Annotated in this window: 11 protein-coding genes and 1 riboswitch; of the genes, 3 read left to right on the top strand and 8 right to left on the bottom strand. The window is 67.6% G+C overall.

Annotated elements, in window-relative coordinates:
* Window positions 1-1,533 (bottom strand): prolyl oligopeptidase family serine peptidase, encoded by a 1,533-nt coding sequence (locus tag ABZ794_RS18060; protein ID WP_357516409.1) that lies wholly within the window; start codon window positions 1,531-1,533, stop codon window positions 1-3.
* Window positions 1,534-2,187: 654 nt separating this feature from the next.
* Between ABZ794_RS18060 and ABZ794_RS18055 the strand changes: the two genes are divergently transcribed.
* The gene (locus tag ABZ794_RS18055; RefSeq protein WP_357516407.1) at window positions 2,188-2,880 is read left to right on the top strand and encodes a GIY-YIG nuclease family protein; all 693 of its coding nucleotides are present in this window, start codon (window positions 2,188-2,190) and stop codon (window positions 2,878-2,880) included.
* On the opposite strand, the gene ABZ794_RS18050 is transcribed toward ABZ794_RS18055, so the two are convergent.
* From ABZ794_RS18050 to ABZ794_RS18020, 7 genes are all read right to left on the bottom strand, one after another.
* The gene (locus tag ABZ794_RS18050; RefSeq protein ID WP_357516405.1) at window positions 2,840-3,817 is read right to left on the bottom strand and encodes a hypothetical protein; all 978 of its coding nucleotides are present in this window, start codon (window positions 3,815-3,817) and stop codon (window positions 2,840-2,842) included. The genes ABZ794_RS18055 and ABZ794_RS18050 overlap by 41 nt on opposite strands.
* Before the next feature lie 175 nt (window positions 3,818-3,992).
* Entirely contained in the window at window positions 3,993-4,595 is a 603-nt protein-coding gene (locus tag ABZ794_RS18045) for a hypothetical protein (protein WP_357516403.1), read from the bottom strand.
* A gap of 27 nt (window positions 4,596-4,622) precedes the next feature.
* A riboswitch (SAM riboswitch) is annotated at window positions 4,623-4,743 on the bottom strand.
* Window positions 4,744-4,838: 95 nt separating this feature from the next.
* Window positions 4,839-6,413, bottom strand: a complete 1,575-nt coding sequence (locus tag ABZ794_RS18040; RefSeq protein WP_357516401.1) for a serine/threonine-protein kinase — start codon at window positions 6,411-6,413, stop codon at window positions 4,839-4,841.
* 117 nt (window positions 6,414-6,530) lie between these two features.
* Window positions 6,531-9,713: a type I restriction endonuclease gene (locus tag ABZ794_RS18035; RefSeq protein WP_357516399.1), complete on the bottom strand. Its 3,183-nt coding sequence runs from the start codon at window positions 9,711-9,713 to the stop codon at window positions 6,531-6,533.
* A gap of 6 nt (window positions 9,714-9,719) precedes the next feature.
* Window positions 9,720-11,042 carry a restriction endonuclease subunit S gene (locus ABZ794_RS18030; RefSeq protein ID WP_357516398.1) on the bottom strand — a complete coding sequence of 441 codons (1,323 nt, stop codon included), beginning with the start codon at window positions 11,040-11,042 and terminating at the stop codon, window positions 9,720-9,722.
* Window positions 11,039-13,084 (bottom strand): class I SAM-dependent DNA methyltransferase, encoded by a 2,046-nt coding sequence (locus tag ABZ794_RS18025; RefSeq protein ID WP_357516396.1) that lies wholly within the window; start codon window positions 13,082-13,084, stop codon window positions 11,039-11,041. Before ABZ794_RS18025 ends, ABZ794_RS18030 begins: the two co-directional genes overlap by 4 nt.
* A gap of 53 nt (window positions 13,085-13,137) precedes the next feature.
* Window positions 13,138-15,270, bottom strand: coding sequence for an N-6 DNA methylase (locus tag ABZ794_RS18020; protein WP_357516394.1), 2,133 nt, complete (start codon window positions 15,268-15,270; stop codon window positions 13,138-13,140).
* 298 nt (window positions 15,271-15,568) lie between these two features.
* On the opposite strand from ABZ794_RS18020, the gene ABZ794_RS18015 reads away from it, so the two are divergent.
* Window positions 15,569-18,034: an AAA family ATPase gene (locus tag ABZ794_RS18015; protein ID WP_357516392.1), complete on the top strand. Its 2,466-nt coding sequence runs from the start codon at window positions 15,569-15,571 to the stop codon at window positions 18,032-18,034.
* On the top strand, window positions 18,031-18,435 hold the full coding sequence (locus ABZ794_RS18010) for a hypothetical protein (protein WP_357516390.1): 405 nt from the start codon (window positions 18,031-18,033) through the stop codon (window positions 18,433-18,435). The genes ABZ794_RS18015 and ABZ794_RS18010 overlap by 4 nt, the downstream gene beginning before the upstream one ends.
* Window positions 18,436-18,712 lie beyond the last annotated feature (277 nt).

The following is an 18,712-nucleotide window of genomic DNA, read 5'->3' as shown; positions in this document are numbered from 1 at the left end:
TCAGCCGGACGCCATTTCGGCCATCGCCGAGCGGTAGTGGGCAAGCTCTGCTTCCAACGCCCGGGCAGCATGAGCCGAGGTGGCGACGTAATGCCCAACACCGTCGAGCAGCATCAGCTCATGCGGCGCGCCCCGATTCTGCAACTCGTCGGCGAGTTCCCGCACGTCGTCGGCGGTCGCTACGTCGTCGGCGGTGCCGTGGATCATCAGGACGGGTCGGCGGATGTCCTCTGCACGAACTCGCCCGGCGCCACCGCGCAGCTGGGTCGCGTGTGCGCGCTGGAATCGAGGCACGGTTTCCGCCCAACGCTCGGGATCGACGATCGCTGACACGGCGGTTGCCGCGATGAACGGACCGTCCTGTGCAACCGCGTGTAACGCGGTATACCCGCCTGCGCTGGCTCCACGGATGAACACCGCCTCCGGGACCGCCCGGCCCTCGGTCAGCAGAAATTCGGCGGCAGCACGGCAGTCCACCACGTCGTCGATGCCCCAACGGCCGTAGAGAGCCTGCCGAAATACCCGCCCGTACCCGGTACTTCCGGTGTAGTCGACGTCGACGACAGCGAACCCGCGGCTGGTGAAGAACTGCGCCTGCCAGTCCAGCCGCACCAGGCAGGAAGCCGTCGGACCCGGGTGCGCCCGTACGATGACGGGCGCACACCAGTCCGGCGCTGCCCCGGTTGGCGGATATACCAGCGCCACCACCTCCCGGCTGCCCTCAACCAGGATGCGCAGCTCCACCGGCGTCGACACCGCCAGCCCGTCAAGCCCCGGATGCTCGGCCCGAGCCAACACCTCCACACGCGGCTCGTCGCCCAGGTGCACCAGCGCCACCTGCGGAGCCACCTCCGGTGACGATCCCACCAAGGCCACCGACGCGCCGCCCACCGCGAGGTACGGCTTGATCGACGTGTAGGGCAGCTTTAGCGGGGCGACCGCTCCCGCACGATCAACGACGGCCAGGCGGTGGCGCGGTCCCTCCTGCACCACCATCACAATCCGGCCATCAGCCAGGAAGTCGTAAGAGACGTAGCCCAGCTCCCACGGCTCGGCCGCGCACTCGGCCGCCACCGGAGCCACCGGCTCCACCGATTCTCCATCCCAGCGATAGAGGTTCCACCAGCCGCTGCGATCCGACGCGAAGTATAGGGCGGCGTCCGGCCCCCACCGCGGCTCCACCACGGACTCCGTCGGCCCGCCTGCGAGCTTCACCGGATCGCCGAGCAACCCGTCGGCACCATAGGGCGCCACCCACAGCTCGCTCGAGTCCCACGGCATGTCCCGCTCACTCCACCGCAACCAGGCCAGCATTCCCGGCCCGGGTCGCGGAGCCCCGAAGAATCCCGACGTCTCCGCAAGCACCCGCATCACCGGGGCGCCGACGAACGAAACCGCCACCAGGGCGTCACCGTCGTCGGTCTCCCCTACAGCGAGTAGCTCGCCGTTGCCGATCGTCAGGTCACCGAACGACGACGAGTCCTCCGCCACCAGGCGGACGTTGCCTCCGGCCACCCGGTAGAGGCCGTTCACGCCGGCGCACCACACCTCGTCGCTGCTCGGGGCGTACGTACCACCGCCGTAGGCGTGCACACTGCTGGTCACGGCGAACCTCGACGGAGTTACGTCGGCCACGCCGTCGTTGGCCGACCATCTCACAAGGGCCGGGCCGCTCCCGGAGCTCGGACGAGACTCCAGCCAGTACAGCGCTTCCCCGACCACGCGCAACTGGTCGAAGCCGATTGACGCGCGAACGGCGCTGGCTGCAGAGACGGCATCAGATTCTGGTGCCAGCTCCACGGACTCCTCCTCGGGCGATCGCCGCGAGCGATCCGTCATGGTGATCCATGGCGGTGGGACAGGATGCCATTGTCACCTACCCCCGGCCCCGGCGAGCCGGACGCGGGCCAGCACGTTGGCGATCGCCGAGTCTTCTCGCGGGTAGGGCCGGAGACCACGCAGAGGGTCATCTTGCCCGCTCCGGTCTCTCGGCCTGTAGTCGCGTGTGTTCCTTCGCACGCGGGCGGCCTTCCGTCCGGGCTCCGGCTCGGCGGCCAGCGAGTCGTGTTCGATACTCTTCCCGCTCATTCCGGCCGCTGCTGAGGTGGCCGGGATCGCCGCATCCGACGGCGCATGAAGCTACGGGAGGGGAAGGCGGTCGTGGCATCTCCAGTTCAAGACCACCGTGTGCAGGTCGCGCAGAAGTGGGGCTTCGGGATGGCTCCCGTCAAGCCCGAGGTTCAGCAGAAACGACGTCAGTCGGTAGCGGCGGTGCTGAGCTACCTGCAGAGCGGCCCGATTGAGTCCAGCCCGTCACTGCTGGAGGCCCTGTCGGAAGTCAAGGGGCTCTACTGGCGCTGTCACGAGCAGGACCAGTGGGACTGGTTCACGGTCTGGCAACAACTGGGCCGCCCCGGACGTAAGCGTTGCCGACGAGCTGTTAATGCGCTCTATCGCCTACGGACCGCCATCAAAGACGGCGACGATGCCACCGCTGCGAAGCAGCTCACGCTACTGATTGACGCGGACGTGCAGGTTCATTTGGCCGGTCTCGTCGGGGAACAGCCGCGCGAACCGCGAGGAGCTGGCTACATCTACGTGCTGTCGACTCGGGAGCAGCCGCGGATGCTGAAGATTGGCTACACCGAGCGGACCGTCGAGGAGCGGGTGAGGGAGATCAATCGGGCGACCGGCGTCGTTATCCCGTATGGCGTGCGCGCTTTGTGGGTGGTCGCGGATGCTCCGTCGGTGGAGGCCGAGCTGCACGCTCGATTGGCGCCCTACCGAGTGCGCAAGGACCGCGAGTTCTTCGACCTCAACTTCCGCGACGCGTCCGCCCTCATCCAGGGCTACATAGATGGTCTCCGACGCGAGGACTAACGTGGTCGCCCCTGGCGAGCAGCTGATGGAAGGCCAAACGTTCCTCCTCCAGGTCGACGGGCCGGCCCGCCAACTCAGCCAGGAGTTCCGGTAGGCGCCACGTCGTCAGGTGTGCGTAGCGGGCGTTGTAGACGCCGACGGCTTCGATGGCGAACTCGTCAGGAAAGTCCAGCAGTACGTAGCCGAGCAGCTGCATGATGGTCGGCGCTTCCAATGATGACCGCCGCGTCCCGTCGCGGCGCTTGCTGCCGAGGCTCGTCTTGAGTTCAAGCAACAGGCCTGCGGCGATCAGGTCGGCGTCGGCGTTCATCAGCGATGATCCGGCGAAGGTCGGTCCGAGGGCCCAAGCGCCATGCCGTGCCGACAGGGACGGCAGGAGGCTCTGCTCGGCGAAGGCGCGCAGTGCCTGGAGCTCATCGAGGGCCGCGGGTGGGGCGAGCTCAAGGAGCTTCTCGGCGGTGATGGACCTTGGGGCCACGGCCATCAACGGGGATCCGGGTGTGGGACCGACCCGGTACAGGTCGGTGAGGAGAGCCAGCGCCCAGCAGGCCCGGGCAGCGAGTTGATGGTCGGCTTCGCTGCCTGCGGCCGGCCCGGTGAACCGGAAGGTCCCCACGCCGTCGCCGCTTTCGGAGTAATTCAGCGTGCGCGCCAGTTCGTGGACCGCGTGCCGTAGTGGGGGAGTGCGCGCGCCGAGCAGTGCCAAGCTCAGGTCCGGCCTGGGATGCAGCATGAAGCGCACCATCCAGTCGAAGGCTGAGCCGACGGTGCCAGGGTTCGCCTGGCTCCCAGGCACGACAAGGGAGCCCACGGATTCCCGATACCGTGCCTGCAGGTCATGCCAGCGGCCGAACCGCTCCTGAATGAACAACCTCGCTGGTGAGGCTCTGTTGTTCAATGCCACGGTCAGCGCCGGCCAACCACTGATGATGGTCATGCTTCGACCACCAGGCGCCGACGTCGCTGCCCGCCACTGTCCATCATGGCCGGATGCTATCGAACGCCGCGGCATTCGAGCTGCCCGTCATCACCGGGCCGTCGATGGGCGATGACCAGCGCGGCTGCTGTTCGCGATCTCGCCTACCACCAACAGCAGCCGGCTGGACTGGCGATCAACGAGCGGTGGACAGGAATTCGTTCTGGGCCTGCCGGAGGCTGCTGAGGTCGTTGGGTACGGGCAGGACGCCATAGCGGTCGAAAGCGTCGACGCTTGCTCCAAGCGACGGCGGCGACTGCCGCTGCCACTCGGCCAGCGGCACGCTTGGGCCGACTGGGCGTAGTGGCTCGGCGAGCCGGGCGAACTCCACCTGCTGCCACTCACGTAGCTCGTCGCAACGCCGCATGGAGGCCACCATCGAGGCAGCGACCTCGGTGTTCGTGGCCGTCGGCGGCTGAACCACGTCGCCGTTCATGAGCGAGTGCCGGCCCAGCGGCAGTGCGGCGCGGTGGCCGTACCATTCGCCGACGAGCTGCGAGACGTGTCGGCAGGTTTCGCAGGCCAGCCACGACCACCGGGTTCGGGTGGTCACCGTGTCCCGGACGCACAACACACACAGGTCGAGGTCACCAGGAATGTCCTGGCCCTGCCACTGCTGCTCCCACTCCGGCGTACGGGGCTGGCAGCGGCACCGCTGCTTGCGCCGGGCACCGTCGCGGAGGTGCCCGCAGGTCAGGCAGACCGCGAAAGCAGTCAGGTCCAGCTCTTCGAGTGGCACGGTGAACTCGCTCTCCGGTGCCCGAGGCACCCGCTCTTGCCGTACCGCAGCTTGCGGTCGGCCTGGTCTTCCCCCGGAGGCACCGTGCGCGGGTGGCGCGGTTGCCGGGTCAGCAAGCCGGGAGGCTTGACGCTGACCACTCTTGACGCCCAGGAAGCATAGAGATCACCGATGTCGAGAGCAACCCCGGACAACACGCGAAAGACCTGAGCCGACGGCGGTGGCGGGGCGGTGGCGGATCTATCAGTCGGCGGCGAGTCGGAGCCGGGCAAGCAGGTCGGCGACTTCCCGGGTCAGCTCATGGTCTGGGCCGTAGACGACGCAGAGGTCGTCGTGCAGCGGTTGCAGCTCGTCCGCGGCCTCGGCGGACTTGTCTTCGGAGATCAGCAGTATGCCGATGTTGCGGCGCAGGTCGAGAGCCGTGGGGGAGACGTCGCCGGAGGCGGCGCGTACGTGCGTCAGCACCTGCCGGAACTGGCGCAGGGCTGTTGTGGCCTGGCCGAGTTCAGCCCGGCAGTGGGCTGCCTGCCGGACGCATTCCAACGCGTCCTCGCTGGTGGGGCCAGCGGTGCGGGCGTACGCGGCGGCGAGGGCGTCGAACTCCGGCAGCGCGCGCCGGAAGTCCCCGCCGATGATGAGGATGGCGGCTCGCCGTGATCGCAGGCCCAGCACGCGGGGACTCTCAGCACCGAGCGCCGCGCTGGCGGGACTGATCACGCCCTCGAGTACCTCGGCGGCCTGGGCGAACCGCTCGTCGTTTAGCAGCTCGTCAGATTGTGAGACGGCGGCCTTGATCGCGTCTCGAAGCCCGGTCTGAAGGATCGCCGCCGAATCGGCGGTCGACGTCTCGCTGCGGGGGGCCGGGACCACGGCGGCGGGCGCGGGTCGGCGACGGGGCGCGTTGGGTCGGCGGTACACCAGCGTCGGGTCGGGCATGGTGCTGCTCGCGCGCTCGGAGGCGGGCAGTGCCGATCCAGGTAGGGGCAGGAAGGGCAGCAGCCGCTCGTAGACGTCGTAGGCGTCCGCCGGCCGGTCCTCGGGGGCCTTGGCCAGCAGATCGAGGACCAGCTCCTCAATCGGTGCAGGTACGTCATGGCGGAGCGTCCGTAGAGGTGGTGGCGGCTCGGTGACGTGCTGGTGCCACAGTTCGAAGTCGCTGCCGCCGGCGAAGACCCGCTGCCCGGCGAGGAGTTCGTGCAGGACGCAGCCCAGGGCGTATAGGTCGCTCTGTGGCGTGATCTGTGCGTTCTGGATCTGCTCGGGCGGCATGTAGTGGTGGGTGCCGAGGGCGCTGCCGGTTGCGGTGAGGCGGGTGACGTCGGTGCGCAGGATGGCGGCGATGCCGAAGTCGAGGAGCTTGATAGCCCCATCAGCGGTGACCAGGACGTTGTCGGGTTTGAGGTCGCGGTGCACGACGGGGATGGCGTGGGCGTGGGAGAGGACGGTGCAGATCTGCGCGGCGATAGCGGCTGCCCAGGTGACCGGCAGCGGATGCTGTGGGTCGATGAAGGCCCGCAGGGCGGTGCCGCGAACAAACTCCATCACCAGGTAGAGCCGGTCGTAGGAGCGGTCGAGGACCGCGTCGTACACCTGGGGTACGCCGTGGTGTTGGATGCGTGCGGTGACGCGGGCCTCGCGGCGGAAACGCTTGGCGAACTCTTCCGCCTGCTGCGGGGTTTGCACGGCCTCGACGCGGATGAGTTTGATGGCGACCTCACGGTCGAGGACGCTGTCGTAGCCGCGCCAGACGTGCCCCATGCCGCCGGAGCCGATTTCCTCGACCCGCTCGTATCGACCGGCGATCGGCTCTGCCCGCACGTTGCCCCCACCCCTGCGACTGTCCCAGCCAGAATGGTCAGTGTTGCGGTCGAACCGATCATCGTCCAGGGTTGCCGCCGCGGCGTGTCACGTTGGTGCCGCGACGGCATCAGTGGGTCAGGCCGCCTCGTCGTCGACGACCCCCTCCTGCCGGCGGATCAGTCGCCAGGCGGCGCTGCGGGCGCTGCGGTTGAGCGAGCTGCGGAAGTCGGGCTCCGGACCGAAGTAGCGGCGACCGAGGTCGGCGGCGGTCTCGAAGTGGTCCATCATCTTTTCCTCGAAGACCGGCCCGAAGACGTGGCCGAAGTTCTCCTCGTCGTTGGCGACCGCGGCCTGGCGGACCTTCGGGTCGGCCATCGCCTCGTTCAACGGCTTGACCACGTCATCGTCGGTGAAGCTGGTGCCGAACCGCTCGTTGAACCGATCGACCAGCTCGGAGAGCAGGGACTTCTCCGGCTCCTTCGCCCCGCCGGAGCCGTCGCCGAACCCCTTCATCTCAGCGGCGCCCTCCGGGTCGAGGCTGACGTCGTGCTCGCCGGTCTTCTCCACCCGCAGGTGACTGAGGTCGACCTCGCCGACATCGACGCCCCCGTCGCCCCGCCGACCCAGCCGGTTGAGCAGATGCCGGCCGTAGAGGTAGAGCCGTTCCAGCTCCGAGTCGGCGTACGGGACGATCTGGGCGAGGAAGCCGTACTTGCGGACGTAGTCGGTGAGGTCGCCGCGGAACGTCTCAGCGGCCTCCCAGTCCGCTTCGTCTTGGCCGCCCAGCAGCTCGTCGAAGCGGTCGACGGCGGGCTGGAGGTGCCGGTAGAGCTCGGCGTGCAGGTTCTCCCACTTCGCCGCGTTGCCGGCGGCCTGCTCCTCAGCCGCCAGGTACGCCTCCACGAACTCCTGCATCTCCGCCTCGACCAGCAGCTGCGCGGACATCACCCGGCTCTGCGCGGTGTAGAGCAGGTTGGGGTCCGAGGGGAGGGTCTCGGCCTCTTCGAAGTACGGCCGGAACGCCTCCTTGATCTCCTCGGCGTCGTTGACGAAGTCCAGCACCGCCAGGTCACCCTGGCTCTTGCGGTCGGCGGTGCGATTGAGCCGGGACAGCGTCTGCACCGCGGAGACACCATGAAGCTTCTTGTTGACGTACATCGTGGTCAGCAGCGGCTGGTCGAAGCCGGTCTGATACTTCTCCGCGACCACCAGAATGCGGTACTCGCGCTGGCCCGCGGCGGTGCCGGCACGGGCGGTCTTGTCGTCGGCCCGGGTGTAGGCGAACGCCTTCGGTAGGACGGTCTCCGGCAGGCCGCCGTTCTCCTTCGACTCGGTGACCTCCGCGCCCTCGTAGGTGAGGGTGCCGGAGAAGGCCACCAGGACACCCGGGTCCGGGTAGTCGCGATCGTCCAGGTACCGCTTGATGGCCCGGGACATCTGCACGGCGCTCAGCCGGGAGCCGGTGACGACCATCGCCTTGGCCCGACCGCCGAGCCGACCGGCGGTGTGCGCCCGAAAGTGCTCGACGATGATCTGCGCGTGCTGGGCGACGGTGGAGTCGTGGGTCAGCGCGTACCGGGCGAGTTCCTTGTTCGCCTTGGACGAGTCGACCTCCCGCTCGTCCGGGTTCGCGTTGACCAGCTTCCAGTAGGTGTCGTAGGTGACGTAGTTGCGCAGCGGGTCGAGGATGAAGCCCTCCTCGATCGCCTGCCGCATCGAATAGACGTGGAACGGGTGGTACTTGCCGTCCTCGCCGAGCGTGCCGAAGAGCTCCAGGGTCTTGTGCTTCGGCGTGGCCGTGAAGGCGAAGTAGGAAAGGTTCGAGCTGCGCTGCCGCTTACGGACGCTCGCCGCCAGCTTCTCCTCGGTGGTGCGCGGCCCGACGGCGCTGGTCGCGCCCGGGTCATCGGACTCGACGTCCAGACCGAGGTCGCGCAGCACCCGCCGCACGTCGGTGGCCGCCTCACCCGCCTGCGAAGAGTGCGCCTCGTCCACGATGATCGCAAACCGGCTGCCGCGGATCTCGGTCGGATTGCGCTGAAGGTAATCCCTCAGGGCCGGGAAGGTGGCCAGGGTGACCGTTACGATCTTGCCGGTCTCCTGAGAGAGCGCCTTGGCAAGCTGCTCCGACTTCGCGCCGCGCTTCTCGTCAATCTTCACGACGAGCCCGGCGGTCTGCTCGAAGCTACCGACGGTGTCCCGAAGCTGAGAGTCTAGGTTCCGCCGATCGGTGATGATGATGACCTTGTCGAAGACCGGGCTGCCCGGCTTGACGCCGGCCGTAAGCGCGTCCGGGTCGAGCGCCGCCGGGTCGCTCAAGGTGTGCAGCGACGAAAGCCGGTGGGCGAGCCAGGCGATGGCGTTCGACTTACCGGAGCCAGCTGACGCCATCAGCAGGTAGTTGTGTCCGGCACCGTGCCGGGCCGCGTGCGCGGTCAGCCGCTTCACCGCATGCCACTGGTGATAACGCGGGAAAACCAAGGTCTTTCGAGTACGACCGCCCGCGACCTTTTCCTGATGCAGGTGGACGAAGCGCTCTAAGAGGTCGAGCCAGTTGTCCCGCTGCCAGATCTCATCCCACAGGTAGGAGGTGGCGTACTTCCCGTACTCCGTGGCGGGCGGATTGCCTTTACCGCCGGGACGCCCTGGTCCCTCGCTGCCGGTGTTGAATGGCAGGAACCGGGTCTGCGCCCCCCGCAGTTGGGTGGTGACGAAGACCAGGTCCGGGTCGATTGCGAAGTTCGCGACCACCCGGCGCGAGAAGATCAGCTCGGTGGGGTCGCGGTCGGTCCGGTACTGCTCCTTGGCGTGCTCCACCCCGGAGCCGGTGAGCGGGTTCTTAAGCTCGGCGGTGGCGATGGGGATGCCGTTGAGGAAGAGGGTCAGGTCGAGCCGGTTGCCCCGGTCAGCCTGCTTGGTCGCGTACTCCAACTCCCGGACCACGGTGAGCCGGTTCTTACGGTAGTCGGCCAGGATCGCCTTCGACTCCACAAAGGACGGCTTGAAGTACGCCAGCCGGAATCGCACTCCATGGTCCTTGACCCCCTTGCGGAGTACGTCGAGCAGCCCATCGGTGGCGATCGCCTGGTCGAGCCGTTTGGCGAACCCGCGCTGGGCCGCGTCCCGGTCCCCGCCGTAGTAGGTGACCAGGTTCTCCCAGTCATGCGCCTGAGTCGCCCCGATGAAGGTGAAGAGCTGGCTGGTGTCAAGGCCAAGCTCGGCGCGGTAGTCGGATCTATTCCCCTCCCCCCAGCCGTTAACGAGGAGATCGGCGATGATCGCGTCACCGAACGCGGTTTCGTGATGGATGGGGCTCATCGCGACTCAGTCCTCAATTCCTCGCCCACTCGCCGTCGACACATCAATCTGTCCGGTCACTGCCGCCGTAATCAACGCCCTACGGCGTTCGGCAAGGAGGTCGACTTGCCGGGAGATGGCGGCCTTCAGTTGGTTCGTCTGTTCTGCCTCGCAGGCAAGGGCATCAGAAATGCGAAGCTGCAGCCCGCTTGGCGGAAGATGGAAGGCGAACCTGCCGATCTGTTCTCCGCTGAGATGAGGCACCGAGACGCCCGTCATTTCGGACTCCACGGAGAGTCGAAAATGTGTGGAGCTGAGGGCCCAGTACGCGTACGGCATTACAATAGGGCCCCTGGGGCGCAGACACGCTACTCGCTGCAGCAGCAACGCCGGAAGATCCATCTCGGAAACGAGCGAAACCCTGGCGCCTTCAGAAATCCATGGACGATCCATGCCGACTACCAGGTCGCCGGCGCGAAGGTGGAACCTGTCCGGTACTGGGAATGAATCAACATCCCAGCCAACAACTTCTCGCCAGGAGATCGCGCTGGGCGCAACGTTGATTCCTCGGAGGAGACGTACGCCAGTACCGTCGGTTAGGAATCCAGAACTAGGAAATGCGTAGCCTGGGACGATCTCGCAGAGGCGCGACAGCTTGCTCATCCTCCAGTTCTCCACGGACGCGCTGATCCCAATCGCATTCAACGCATCAACGTTGGCCGCTGTCGCGCCGTCGATGATTTGCGAAAGACGACTACTTAGAATCGCGGACTGCTGGAAACGGAGTGCAAGAAGTTGGTCGATGCGGGCAGTTTCGGTGCCGAGGAAGTCGGCGATGCGTCGCTGTTCTTCTAAGGGGGGGAGGGGGATGCGGATAGTCTCCAGGTCTGGCATGTAGATCGTGAGGTGCGTTGAGCCATATGCCAGCCTACGCCACTCTGGATCCATCGCTCGAAGAACAAGTAGAAGATACCGGGCATCAAGCGTTGCTCCTGCAGTCCAAGTGACAAATGCTTGTGTCGTCGCCATCGGGCGCCCGATAAGGACGCTATATCCTATCGAAGCGGTGCGGGATAGCATCACGGTATTGGCAGGGTGAAGGACGGCGGCGCTGTTTGCCATCCCTAACTCGCTAATGTGTTGTTCGGTCTCGAGAAGTGGAGCGAGAGAATCCGGCCGCCTGGTCACATCGGGAGTTGTCACCCAAGGGATGGAACAATTCTGCCAGTAATCCGATTTGTTGCGGTCGGGGGTGTGGCCCGTGCCCATCTTTGCAACATAGTTCAGTGGTACGACGTCCCAGTGATTAGGGATCTGCGGGGCCCACACCAATCCGCTCGCTCTCGTCATTCGGTCACCTCGCCGAGGAGGGTCTGAATCTCGGCTTCGAGGGCCTTAAGTTCGGCGTCGATCTCGGCGAGGGGCCTCGGGGGCTTGTAGACGTAGAAGTGGCGGGTGAAGGGGATTTCGTACCCGATCTTGGTCTTGGTGTGGTCGATCCAGGCGTCGGGAACGTGGGGGATTACCTCCCGGCGGAGGTACTCGTCGACGTCCTCGTGTAGCGGCACGTTCTCGTAGTCGCGCAGCTCCGGGTCGGCCTCGGGCTCGCCCTTAACCATCTGCACCTCCCCCTCCGGGTCGCGGACGGCGATGATCTCTCGCAGCGCCTTCTGAAAGGGGGCGCCGGTCGGCCAAAGCACGCCGGCCTCGGCCATTGCCGAGCGGATCGCGTCCCAGGCCGACCGCTTAGTGCTCCACGATCGTCCCATCAGCGGCTTGAGCGCGGTCTCGAACGCGGCGACGTCGAGGGCCTTCTGGATCGGTTTGGACTCGCGTACCTGGGTCAGGGTTTCCTCGGCGACCTTAAAGCGGAGCTTGAGTGGCCGTTCGACGGTGATTCGGCGGTAGCCGAAGTCCTCGTTAGCGAAGACCCTCACCTTCTGGTGTAGCGGGTGCTCGGGGTCGTCGGCGACGTGCAGCGCCTCGGTGTAGAGGCGGGTAATCTCGCCGATCTGCTCGCCGGTCAGGTACTTGCGCTTGTCGCCAAGGGACTTGCGCATTTTGGCGAAGTAGTCCCGGGCGTCAAGCAGCAGCACCTTTCCGCGATGGTCGGGCGACTTGCGGTTCGTCAGGATCCAGAAGTACGTGGAGATGCCAGTGTTGTAGAAGAGCTGGTCCGGCAGGGCGACGATCCCCTCCAACCAGTCGTTCTCCAGGATCCACTGGCGGATCCGTGACTCGCCAGAATCGGCCGCGCCGGTGAACAGCGGCGAGCCGTTGAAGACGATCGCGATCCGGCTGCCGCCCTTGCCATCGACGGTGACCGATTTCATTTTCGAAATCATGTGCTGGAGGAAGAGCAGCGAGCCGTCGTTGATCCGGGGCAGGCCGGCTCCGAACCGGCCGCTTTCACCGAGTTCGTCGTGCTCCTTCTCGATCTCGTCCTTGACCTTCTTCCACTCAACCCCGAACGGAGGGTTGGCCAGCAGGTAGTCGAAGTGTCCGCCGCGGTGGCCGTCGTCGCTGAACGAGTTGCCGAACTTGATGTTCTCCGGGTCCTGGTCCTTGATCATCATGTCGGAGCGGCAGATCGCCCAGGACTCCGCGTTCAGCTCCTGCCCAAATACCTGCACGGTCGCCGACGGATTCAGTTGGGTGATGTGCTCCTCGGCCGCGCTCAGCATGCCGCCGGTACCGCACGCCGGATCCAAGACTGTCCGCACCACGCCCGGGACGCTCAAGGCGTCGTCGTCGGAGGCGACCAAGAGGTTCACCATCAGCTCAATGACCTCGCGCGGGGTGAAGTGCTCACCTGCGGTCTCGTTGGAATCCTCTGCGAAGCGGCGGATCAGCTCTTCGAAGACGTACCCCATCTGGTGGTTGGAGACGACGACCTTGGGCTGCCCTCGCTCGTCCGTGACCACCTGGCCGTGCTCGTCCCGCTCGACCGGCCGCAGGTCCAGGTCCGCGAAACGGCCGACCACCCGGTAGAGCAGGTTCGCGGCATCGAGTCGGCGGATCTGCTGCGGGAACTCGAAGCGGTGCAGCACCTCCTGCGCGTTGTTGGAAAACGCCCCGATGTATTGGAGCAGGTGCTTCTCCGCCTGGCCTGGGTCGCCAGCGATCGACTTCAGCGTGTAGCGGCTGGTGTTGTAGAAGCGGTGGCCGGAAGCGCGGCGCAGGAAGCGGGCCACATCGACATCCTGGCCGCCAAACTTCTCATTCGTCTCCAGCACCTTCTCCCGGGTCGGCTCCAAGACGCACTCCAGCCGGCGCAGCATGGTGAACGGCAGGATCACCTTGCCGTAGTCGTGCCGCTTGTAGTCGCCGCGGAGGAGATCGGCTACCGACCAGGCGTGGTTTGCCAGTTCGGTGTGCTTGCTGCTGTTCAACGGGGTCCTTCCGAAAAGCCGGTGCTGGGGTGGGCGGGGGAGTCGGGTCAGGTTCAGGATGGCGTCTGCTCGGCGCCGGGTGGTTGCAGTGCGCCGCCGACGAGTCCCGCCGCAAGGGTGCCGGCCGTCTCGTCGGCGAGGCGGCTGGCGATGTCGGCCGCCGTACGCAGGGCGTTCAGTTGGCGGAATGCCTTGCCGTAGCGCCGCTGCTCGGCGAGGGGCAGCAGCGGCACTCGCAGGCGGCGCGGGTCGAGGCGGATCACGGTGCTGCCGGACGATGCGGCGCTGAAATTCTCCTCGGCGGCCAGGAAGCCGGCCAGGAACCACGGGTCGAGACGGGCGGGATCAGGTCGCAGGAGATGAAGGTGCCGACCAAGGTGGAGGCCGGCGTCGCGGGCGTCGGCGACCCGGGCGATGCCAGCGCCGTTCTGCAGCAGTTCCGGAAGGATGACGTCACCATCTCGGATCTCGATCTCGGTGCCCGAGGTGCCGTCCTCGGCGGGTCCGGAAGCGGGGCTGTGTGACATCACGTCTCGGGCGGTCAGGGTGGGCGGCGCGGACGGGTCTGTTGCGACGGGTGTTGAGCTGCGAATCGTCGCCGGCACCCGCAGGAGCTCTAGCGCGTCGCCGCGTAGGAGGTCGGCGATGCTGGCGGTGCGCCAAGACAGGGGAGCGGCGCCGACGGGCGGCCAGGCCTCGCCGCCGCTCAAAGTGATCAACCCCGTGGCTGCCCGCCGTAGCCTGGCACGCAGTTCGTGGCCGATCGCGGCGAGCTCCTCTGGCATCGCCGGCACTGGGGTGGTCCGGACGTGACGGGCGGGCGTGAGGTCGACCGTCTCGTCGAGCAGGTCGATGATGGGAACGGCTTGAGCGACGCCCGGAACGGGATCGAAGTTGTCTGGATGCCGATCGTAGTCATTCCACGCTTTGAGTACGTCGTCGCGCAGCGCGGGCCAGTCCAACGATTGGCGTTTGCTTGGCGGCTGGTCGGGCCGGGAGACATCGGGCGTGGCGGTGTCCACCATGAGGATGTTCAGCGGCAACGTGGCCTGCGGCTGTGCGCGTTCGATCACCCACAGGTGAAGGCCGACGTGTAGGGGTTGCGCGACCCCGGGCGGTAGGGCGATGACGGCCCGAAGCACGCCGGTGCGAAGGATCTCGGCTCTGATCCGGCGGCCCGAGCCGCGCTCGGCGGTGGCTGGCGGCATGAGGAGAACAGCGCGTCCACCCTCTGCCAGGTGTGCGAAGCAGTGCTGGAGCCAGGCGAGCTCCGACTCGCTCTTCGCCGGCAGGCCGAACTCCCACCGTGCGTCGTACGCCAACTCATCGTGACCCCACTCGCGGTCGCCGTAGGGCGGGGCGCAGAGCACGGCATCGGCGGTCAGGGCCGGGAACGCGTCGGCACGGATGCTGTCGCCAGCGCGCACGCTCACCTCAGCGGTGGTCTCCCCAGCCTGAAGGGCGAGGCGTACGGCGGCCTGCGCGGCCTGCACGGGGACGATGTCCTGGCCGTACAGCTTCCCTGCCCCGCGGGCTGCGGCCGCGAGAAGAAGGCCACCGGCACCGCAGGCGGGGTCGAAGACGGCTGTCGGGTACGGCTCGCCCGGCTCCGCGAGTAGGTCGGCCATCAGCGCGGCCACCGGCGCGGGAGTGTCGTACATGCCGCCAGCGCTGGTTGCGTCGAGGTCGCCTTCCGCGAGAACGTCCGCGGCCCGCAATGCTCCCTCGTCCGCGACGCAGTGCAGCAGCGCTCGCAGTAGCGCCGCGTCCGCCGCGTCGTACGTCAGGTCGGCAATCCCGGGGATCCCGGCGACGTGTGGCCGGATCGCCTGCAACGCCCGCTCGGGCAGTTGGCTGTCGGGAAGGTCGACGAGTTGCTTCAGGTCGCTGTCGGTCATCTGGGCTGCGGCCAGGACCAGCGGTAGCAGTCTGGTCGGCGCGCCGGTGCCAGCCTGAGTGGCGCGGATGGCGGTACGCAGGTCGTCGGCGGGTGAAGTGGCCGGGAGTTGACCTCGCGCGGCAAGCCAGCCCTGGACTGCGGCCAGGTCGTAGGCAGGGCTGGTGTCCGTGCCGCCGGTTGGGGCCGGGAAGTCTGGGTGACGCCGACGCCAGTTGCTGACGGTGGCGCGCGTGACCCCGGCCAGCCGGGAGATCTCGGCGGCGGTCACCTGGGCATGTCTGGGCATCGGTGTCCTGTCATTTCATGCATCGTCCTGCTCGTGGATCACTCTACACGACCTGTGGGGCGTGTAAACGGTTTGACACCGCTTTCAGTTCCGAGTGTGTTAGTGTCGCTTTCAGTGAGCGGGTCGAGGTTTGCCTCGGCTGCCGCCGATGCTTCCTGTCCGGGTGTCGACGCCCGGGCGCACCACCCTCATGTCCGGCCCAGCCCTTCCGGCCGGTCAGATTCCTCATGCCGACGCAGCGAGCTGCCCCGCCTTCCGGCGCGGCCACTCGCCCCCCTCCCATGAGAGGAGGCACCACATGAGCACCGACCCCCAAGCCGACACCGTTGATCAGCTCATCCTCGACCACCTCGACCACTCCGACCTGACCGAGACCGCCAAGGACCTCGTCATCGCCGCCCTGCTCGGCGGCGACGAGCTCGCCTCGGTGCTCGGCGGCGCGACACCGCGCCGACCGGCACCCCCGTCGCCCGACACCGAAACCCCGGAACCGATCGGGACCTACCTCGCCAGCATCGAGGTGACCGGGTTCCGCGGCATCGGACCCACCGCCACGCTCAACCTCGTACCCGGACCGGGACTGACCATCGTGACCGGTCGCAACGGCTCGGGTAAGTCCAGCTTCGCCGAGGCCGCCGAGTTCGCCATGACCGGTGAGAACAAGCGGTGGGCCGGCCGCAGCTCAGTCTGGCAGGAGGGCTGGCGCAACCTGCACGCCACCGAAAGCCCTCGCATCCACGTACGACTCGGGGTCGAAGGCCACCGCAACGGCGCCACCGTCGAACGCGACTGGGAGCCCGAGGCAGGGCTCAACGATGGCAAGACGTTCCTGCAGATCGCCGGTAAGCCCCGGCAGTCGGTTGCCGACCTCGGATGGGCGCAGCCGTTGGAGCTGTACCGCCCGTTCCTCTCCTACGCCGAACTCGGTGGGCTGCTCAGCGGCCGTCCCAGCGAGATGCACGACTCGCTGCACCGCATCCTCGGCCTCGGTCGCCTCGTCGAGATCGAGACCATGCTCAAGACCGCGCGTAAGGAGATGGACGACCTGCGCAAGCTGGCCGGCACCCAGCTGCCACAGCTGCGGACCGCGCTCGCCGCCCACCCCGACCCGCGCGCCCGTTGCGCCGAGCAGGCGCTCAGCGGCAAGGCTGCGGACCTCGACGAGCTTGCGGCGTTGGCCACCGCTGACGAGCCGACCAGTGACACGACCCTCGTGCCGCTGCGCCAGCTCGACGTACTCGACCTGCCCGAACGAGACGCCCTGGTACGCGAGCTGGAGCGACTCCGTGGGGCGCTGCAACAGATCGACGACCTGGCCGGCACGCCGGTGGAGGAAGCTCGGGCGCTCGCCAAGCTGTTGAGCGATGCCCTGCGCCATCACCACAGCCACCCGGGCCAGCCCTGTCCAGTGTGCGGGGGTCGCACCCTGGACGAGGCGTGGGCCGAGCAGGCTCAGGCGCAGCTGCGACGACTCACCGAGCAGGCCGAGCGCCTCGACGACGCCCACGACATCGAGCGGGGCTCGCGTCGCGCGTTGCGGAGCTGGCTGCCCCAGCTGCCGTCCGTACTCGCCGTCGACCTCACCGCCGAGGGGGTGGACACCGGCGACGCCCGGGTCGGATGGCAGCACTGGGCCGAGCTGATCGGGTCGGTCGACTCGCACAAGGTCGCCGAGGCGGCGCTCGTCACCTTCGACGCGCTCACCACCGTCCTGCAGCCGGTCAAGGCGGCAGCACGGCAGGCGCTCGAACGCCGGCAGGCCGCCTGGCAGCCGCTCGCCGACCAGATCCGCGCCTGGATCGACACCGAACAGGCGAGCCGTCAGTCCGTCCAGATGTTCACGGCGCTGAAGGCCGCGGTCACCTGGCTGCAAAAGGTTGGCGGGAGCATCCGCAACGACAAGCTCGCACCGGTGGCCGCGGAAGCGACCGAGATCTGGAACACGCTGCGGCAGGAGAGCAACGTCGACCTCGGCGCGATCCAACTAGCCGGCACCGGCACCAACCGGCGGGTGGACCTGAAGGTCAACGTCGACGGAGTACCCGGGGCGGCGCTGGGAGTGATGAGCCAGGGCGAACTGCACTCGCTCGCCCTGGCGCTCTTCCTGCCCCGTGCCACGATGCCCGAGAGCCCGTTCCGGTTCCTCGTCATCGACGACCCGGTGCAGTCCATGGACCCGGCCAAGGTCTACGGGCTGGCCAAGGTCCTGGACCAGGTGGCGAAGCACCGGCAGGTCATCGTGTTCACCCACGATGACCGCCTTCCGGCCGCAGTGCGACACCTGCAGCTCGACGCCCGGATCCGCATCGTCAGCAGACTGGCGCAGTCCCAGGTCACCGTCACCGGTGACGCGCACGGCGACCCCGCCCGGCGTTACCTCGACGACGCGGCGGCCATCGTTCGCGACGACGACATGGCCGACGAGGTCCGCCGTCCGGTCGTCTGCAACCTGATCCGCGACGCCCTCGAATTCACCTGCCACGAGCGGATCCGTACCCGTGACTTCCGGGCCGGGCTGCCGATCGCGGAGACCGAGGCGGCGATCAGCGAGGCGCATGGTCTGCGACCGACCCTCGCGTTGACGCTCCTGTCGGATCACCGGCGGGCCGGCAAAGAGTTGAACCAGCCGCTGGAGCGGCTGCACCCCGCAGCCCGGCGGGTGGTCGCCTTCGCCAACCGTGGTGCCCACGGCGGGAGCTCCGGCGACCTCGCCGGGCTCGTGTCCGACGCGCGTGCGGTGGTGGGGAGGTTGAGCCAGCCGTGAGCCCACACACGTATCTGAGCGCTGCCAGTGCGCTGCTGCTGCACCCGCCGTCCAGCATGCGCCGCTGCTGGCAACGGGGATCCGCCTGCCTGACCCGCCTCGCCCTCGAACAAGGGCTGCGGCACTACTGGGATCGGGTCGCCCCCTCCGTCGTCGACCGCCCCATGCGCAACCAACTGCTCGTTCTGCCCACCTTCGCCGGTGCCGAGGCAGCCGCGAGGGCCCGCACCGCCTGGCACGGCCTGTCGCGCGCGATGCACCACCACACCTACGAACTCGCACCCACGGTCGCGGAGCTCCGCGGCTGGCACCAGGACGTCACCGCACTGCTACCCCAACTCGAGCAGGCCGACCCCACCGACCCGACGGGGTCACGGCCTGGCGCGGCCGCCATCCAGTGATCCGCGTGCCGGGCCGGCCACCTGCCCGCCAGGCGACCGGCCCGCCACGCGCGAGAAGTCAACGCCGCCACTTCGCACTCCCCTGAGTGGTGCGGCGTCCTATCTGACCTGTCCACCGCTGCAGCCGACCGGTTCCACCTCAGTGACCGATCGGGCAGGGCGGACGCCGAGGCGATGCTTTGGTCTTGAAGACGCCTTGGCTTGCTTGCATAGTCGCCCTACCGCGCTGACCACCCCAATCCACATGAGGGAGACCGTGTCACACGCAACCGAGATA

Origin of the sequence: Micromonospora sp. NPDC047187, assembly GCF_040643355.1 — a bacterium.
In the GTDB taxonomy this organism is placed as follows: Bacteria; Actinomycetota; Actinomycetes; order Mycobacteriales; family Micromonosporaceae; genus Micromonospora; species Micromonospora salmantinae.
The sequence above is the reverse complement of the archived record's forward strand: the minus strand, read 5'-3'. Positions and strand labels throughout refer to the sequence as shown.

Bases quoted from the DNA above. Each gene is read 5' to 3' on its own strand.
- ABZ794_RS18035 (WP_357516399.1), bottom strand. From the start codon at position 9,713: ATGAGCCCCATCCATCACGAAACCGCGTTCGGTGACGCGATCATCGCC.
- ABZ794_RS18050 (WP_357516405.1), bottom strand. From the start codon at position 3,817: ATGACCATCATCAGTGGTTGGCCGGCGCTGACCGTGGCATTGAACAAC.
- ABZ794_RS18030 (WP_357516398.1), bottom strand. From the start codon at position 11,042: ATGACGAGAGCGAGCGGATTGGTGTGGGCCCCGCAGATCCCTAATCAC.
- ABZ794_RS18020 (WP_357516394.1), bottom strand. From the start codon at position 15,270: ATGCCCAGACATGCCCAGGTGACCGCCGCCGAGATCTCCCGGCTGGCC.
- ABZ794_RS18015 (WP_357516392.1), top strand. From the start codon at position 15,569: ATGAGCACCGACCCCCAAGCCGACACCGTTGATCAGCTCATCCTCGAC.